The 3,424-nt window shown below is 60.6% G+C and carries 5 protein-coding genes and 1 pseudogene; 3 read left to right on the top strand and 3 right to left on the bottom strand.

Annotated features, from left to right (window positions below):
• Positions 1–390: pseudogene (locus EOA36_RS31150) on the top strand (PhnD/SsuA/transferrin family substrate-binding protein); the annotation flags it as partial.
• Between the two features lie 4 nt (positions 391–394).
• Here EOA36_RS31150 and EOA36_RS31155 read toward each other — a convergent pair.
• From EOA36_RS31155 to EOA36_RS31165, 3 genes are all read right to left on the bottom strand, one after another.
• Entirely contained in the window at positions 395–1,018 is a 624-nt protein-coding gene (locus tag EOA36_RS31155) for a TadE/TadG family type IV pilus assembly protein (RefSeq protein ID WP_127280724.1), read from the bottom strand.
• 40 nt (positions 1,019–1,058) lie between these two features.
• Positions 1,059–1,640, bottom strand: a complete 582-nt coding sequence (locus tag EOA36_RS31160) for a TadE/TadG family type IV pilus assembly protein (RefSeq protein WP_127280725.1) — start codon at positions 1,638–1,640, stop codon at positions 1,059–1,061.
• Between the two features lie 140 nt (positions 1,641–1,780).
• Positions 1,781–2,203, bottom strand: coding sequence for a pilus assembly protein N-terminal domain-containing protein (locus EOA36_RS31165; protein WP_127280726.1), 423 nt, complete (start codon positions 2,201–2,203; stop codon positions 1,781–1,783).
• A 359-nt stretch (positions 2,204–2,562) separates the two neighbouring features.
• Between EOA36_RS31165 and EOA36_RS31170 the strand changes: the two genes are divergently transcribed.
• The gene (locus EOA36_RS31170) at positions 2,563–2,739 is read left to right on the top strand and encodes a Flp family type IVb pilin (protein WP_056569967.1); all 177 of its coding nucleotides are present in this window, start codon (positions 2,563–2,565) and stop codon (positions 2,737–2,739) included.
• Between the two features lie 186 nt (positions 2,740–2,925).
• Positions 2,926–3,424 (top strand): prepilin peptidase (locus EOA36_RS31175; protein WP_127280727.1); only part of this gene is annotated, 499 nt, incomplete at its 3' end.

The following is a 3,424-nucleotide window of genomic DNA, read 5'->3' on the forward strand; positions in this document are numbered from 1 at the left end:
GCCGCGGCGTCGGCGGCGGAAACCAGGCTTGTCGAAGGCGCGGCCGACGCCATGTTCGGCTGGGTGAAGGCGGCGGCCGACGGCCAGCCGCGACTGGCCGGGGGCACGCAGGCAAGGCTCGACGCATCAGGCCTTTCGGCGTCGGCCCCTCAGGCGGTGTGGACGTCGGGTCTGCTGCGATACGGCCCCCATGCGGTACGCAGCGATCTCGATCCGGAAGCCAAGCGCCGGCTGACCGTATTCCTCACCAATCTCAAATCGACGACGCCGGATGTCTACGACCTTCTGGAAGCGAGGCATGCCGGCGGCTTCATGCCCGTGGTTCCCAAGGACTATGCTGCGGCGGAGGCCATCGTGCGGATGGTGTCGGTCGATGGTGGGCGGCAATGAGCCCTCAGCAGTCGCTGCAAGGGATCGTGACGCTTCTGCGGGGGCGCAGATAATATGTTTCGCTCATCGTCATGCCTTTGGCGAGCGTCTCGATAAACCCAAGCTTCTGTTGGGTGTCTGTCGTCCAGCCGACGATCGGCTGGTAGCCCAGGGTGCTGTCGACGCGGACGAGAAAGGTCCCGGCGACCTTGAGCGCTGTCGGAACCGTAGTGGTCGAGCCCGCCGCTGCACCGACGCTGTATGCACCACTGGTCACCTTGCGTGACCACACCACCAACACCTTTGGCGTGGGATCGGTGGTGACCTGTATGGCTGTGATGGTGATGTCCGGCACCGAGCGGTTGTAGGGTTGAAGGGTTACGCTGCCGATCTTCATGATGGCATCGAGGTCCGCCTTGACGATGGTCGGCTGTTGCGTGACGAGATCGGCGACCATGCTGCCGATGCGGCTGACCTTCTTGCTCGTCTCGATGGCCTGCGAGGCCTCCATGGTCATGAAATACATGATCAGCAGGACAGGCGCGATAAGCGCGAACTCGACCGCCGCGACGCCGCGGCGATTGGACCAGAATCGGGCTGATTTGCCCCAAAGCCCCGCAATTCCCAGATGTGCCCCCGCACGCATCATACTCGTTGCCTTTTTTCTTGTTGTTGCTTCCGTGATGGCATCAATTGTCGAACGGCTCGTTCTGCCAGGTCACCGAAGCGAAATGGAGGGTTTTGTTACCTCCCATCGACTGCGCCATCAGGTTGGTCATGATGGGCCATTTGTAGAAGACCCGCAGCATGTTCCTTGACTCCGCCGCACCCGCCGTGACGGTAAAGGGCACATCCGCGCCACTTTTCGTCAGCTGAATATTACCGCCCTGAATCCTGAAGCCGGCCAGGGCCGCGTCGGCGAATGTCGTGTATTGGCGAAGATCGACGCTCAACTGATTGGGACAATCCTGGGAAACGATGATTTCCAGCTTGTCGCAGATCATGTTCTTCAAATTGTCCCCGGCGATGTCCGCGGCCTTCAACTGGCCGGTGCGCAGCCGGCGCGCGACATCGTCGGTGATGTTGGCCATCACCTCCTGGCTGGCAAACGAGATGCAGCTCTCGAGGATGGCGAACACCAGGAGTGCGAACGGTATGGCAAGCAACGCGAACTCCAGCGCCGTGCTGCCGCGTCGGTCGCGCACGAAGCGTTGGAAAGGCCCGGTACGCTCCACCTTGCGCTGATCTGTCGAGCCGAGTTCCATGCTCATGCGATGTTCCTGCCATCCCTGGACGGTGCTGACAGGTGTATTAACCCAAACCGATTGAGGTCCGGTTTGAATGATCGTTAAAGTCGGCGCGCGCGTTTTAACCAGCAGGTAACCTGGGCGATGGCGCGCTCCCGTGCCGCCTATTTGCTGACGCTCATCTCGGCTTCGGACGATTTCTCCGCATCGCTCTTGTAGGAGCTTTCGCAATAGGGCGTGCACGACATGGTCTGGACATCCGCGCGGCGGTAAATGCGAACCGACGAGGCTGCCTGGCGAACCACGGTAACCTGTGTGTCGACGATCGGGCTGCCTTCCTGGTCGAGAACGACGAGGTTGGTGACACCGAAACCCTTGCCGGTGAGCACGATCGTCGAGGCATCCTGGACGGAAGCGTCGGCGATTGCCGGGTTGCCCACGACGATCGTGTCGGCGGGGCGCGACAGTTTCACGATCTTGGCCTGATTCATGGTGACTTCGATGTCGGCGCCAGCCCTGGCGGGTGTAATCAAGCTGGCGGCGGCAAGAAGCGCGGCAATCAGGATTGAGGATCTCGGCACGGCCATCAAGGCGCTCCACGCAAGCGGACTGTTCAACGGAACATGAACGAGATTGGTGAACCAACGGTTAAGTGGGCTTGCCGCCGGCGGATGGAGCGGTCGGCATGGCTGCCCGCCTGGCCGGATGGGCGCGGGGGGTGGCAAGCTTCCCCAAGCCCTTGCCTTTTGCGGCGTTGACCCGCGAAACGAAACATTAGCCAGCGCTTAGTATGGAGTTAACCACGCACTTGGTTCGAGCCGGGAAAGGAATCGGTAAGGCTGTTTATTAAGCCGATCGAAAGAGCTTCTCCCTAGATTGGCAGCATCCGATCAACCATCACAGAAGTTGACGGAAGTGCTGTAACACGTGGAGTAGGAGCTCTCGAATGTCTAACCTTTTTGCACGTTTCGTGAAGGACGAATCCGGCGCGACCGCTATCGAATATGGTCTGATCGCCGCTCTCATCGCGCTCGCCATCATCACCGGCGCCGGCGCACTCGGCAATGCCATCAACGCCAAGTTCACTTCGATCGGCAGCACGCTGAACAGCAGCGGCAGCTAATCTGCTTATTGCCGATCGATCGGATCGCATTCAGGACAGGGGCCGCCACAGGGTGGCCCCTGTTTTATTTTACTTGTTTCGGACCGCGGCGGAACAGTCGTCTTTTCACCACTGACCTCATCAATCGTTAATCGAACCAGCCTAGATTGAGTTTCTGTGGAATCCGCACAATAGGCACAATCGCCGATGCTTGAAGCCCTGATCTTCGTCGTCTTTCCGTTCTGCATGCTGTTTGCCGCGATCTCCGACATGTTGTCGATGACGATCGCCAATCGCGTGCCGGTGCTGCTTGTCGTCGTCTTCGCCCTGGTGGCGCCGCTGACGGGCATGGACTGGGCGGCCTATGGCTGGCATTTCGCCGCCGGCGCCATCGTCCTGGCCGTGACGTTCGGCCTGTTCGCCTTGGGTGGCATGGGCGGTGGCGATGCCAAGCTGCTGGCCGCCACGGCCGTGTGGATGGGGCTCAACGTGCAGCTCGTCGAATATCTTGTCGCCTCGACAATCATCGGCGGCCTTCTGACGATCGCGATCCTGCTTTACCGGAAATCGCCGCTGGCGGTTTTCACCGGACGCAATCCATTCCTGCGGCATTTCGCGGAAGAGTCGGCCGGTGTTCCCTACGGGATCGCGCTCGGCCTTGGTGGCCTGCTGACCTACCCGGACTCGCCTTTGATGGTGTGGGCGC

Origin of the sequence: Mesorhizobium sp. M8A.F.Ca.ET.021.01.1.1 (genome assembly GCF_003998025.1) — a bacterium.
Taxonomy (GTDB): domain Bacteria; phylum Pseudomonadota; class Alphaproteobacteria; order Rhizobiales; family Rhizobiaceae; genus Mesorhizobium.

What these genes read in the sequence shown, in the direction of transcription:
- EOA36_RS31170 (WP_056569967.1), top strand. Translation starts at nt 2,563, where the DNA reads ATGTCTAACCTTTTTGCACGTTTCGTGAAGGACGAATCCGGCGCGACC.
- EOA36_RS31155 (WP_127280724.1), bottom strand. Translation starts at nt 1,018, where the DNA reads ATGATGCGTGCGGGGGCACATCTGGGAATTGCGGGGCTTTGGGGCAAA.
- EOA36_RS31165 (WP_127280726.1), bottom strand. Translation starts at nt 2,203, where the DNA reads ATGGCCGTGCCGAGATCCTCAATCCTGATTGCCGCGCTTCTTGCCGCC.
- EOA36_RS31160 (WP_127280725.1), bottom strand. Translation starts at nt 1,640, where the DNA reads ATGAGCATGGAACTCGGCTCGACAGATCAGCGCAAGGTGGAGCGTACC.